This window comes from Acinetobacter sp. 1566109 (genome assembly GCF_000582255.1).
In the GTDB taxonomy this organism is placed as follows: Bacteria; Pseudomonadota; Gammaproteobacteria; order Pseudomonadales; family Moraxellaceae; genus Acinetobacter; species Acinetobacter nosocomialis.
The window spans coordinates 1-666 of the sequence record NZ_JEYB01000218.1; the positions used below are offsets into that span (position 1 = coordinate 1).

Here is a 666-nt window from a genome sequence, read left to right on the forward strand (position 1 = left end):
GATGGTTCAAAACGATTTTGGGTTAAAGATGGGGTAAGCAAAATACAAAACCAATAATGAAGTTTCAAATAAAATGATGGTATTTAGCCGTACTTATAGGATCAATATTAGTTCTGTTGCTCAGCACATCTAAAAAGTAAGAATTTTGTATAATTGAAATGAAAAAACCCCGACATCCTGTCGAGGTTCCTTCGTATTCAGCTTTATGTAGCTAACTCCTGTCAACTACCGCTTCCTGCGTTCTTATTCTTCTTTAATGAGACATCCTGTCTCTCTATGATTCATATATTATGAAATAATACTAAAGCTGAATATCCGCAAATCACCGCAAGTTTTGTAGGTTTTAACTTACAGACGTACTTTTTTAACATTCTTAAATACAAGGTCAACGAGTTTCTGGGCTACAGGAGCACAAATCAATACACTTGGGAAAGCCAGTATCCATGCAATAATCCAAGCTGATACCCATAATGAAACGAAGTGATGATTGAGTCCTACTACTTTAAAAGTTGAAATACCTGAAACGATAAAAGACATCATTCCCGATAAAATTAAGAGGAATAAAAGTTTCTGTGCTTTCATGGTTTTATATTCCTTGATAAGCACTTAAGGTCAATGCAAAATTTTCTCCAAATTGTTGAGCAGTTTTAGTATTATTTCATAATA

The 666-nt window shown here is 33.6% G+C and carries 1 protein-coding gene and 1 pseudogene; both read right to left on the bottom strand.

Annotation, left to right across the window (positions count from 1 at the left end; all coding sequences use genetic code 11):
- Window positions 1-348: 348 nt before the first annotated feature.
- Window positions 349-582: a DUF2798 domain-containing protein gene (locus tag J582_RS25500; protein WP_031982202.1), complete on the bottom strand. Its 234-nt coding sequence runs from the start codon at window positions 580-582 to the stop codon at window positions 349-351.
- Window positions 583-586: 4 nt separating this feature from the next.
- Window positions 587-649 (bottom strand): annotated as a pseudogene (locus tag J582_RS27575) (flavodoxin family protein); the annotation flags it as partial.
- Between the last annotated feature and the right edge of the window lie 17 nt (window positions 650-666).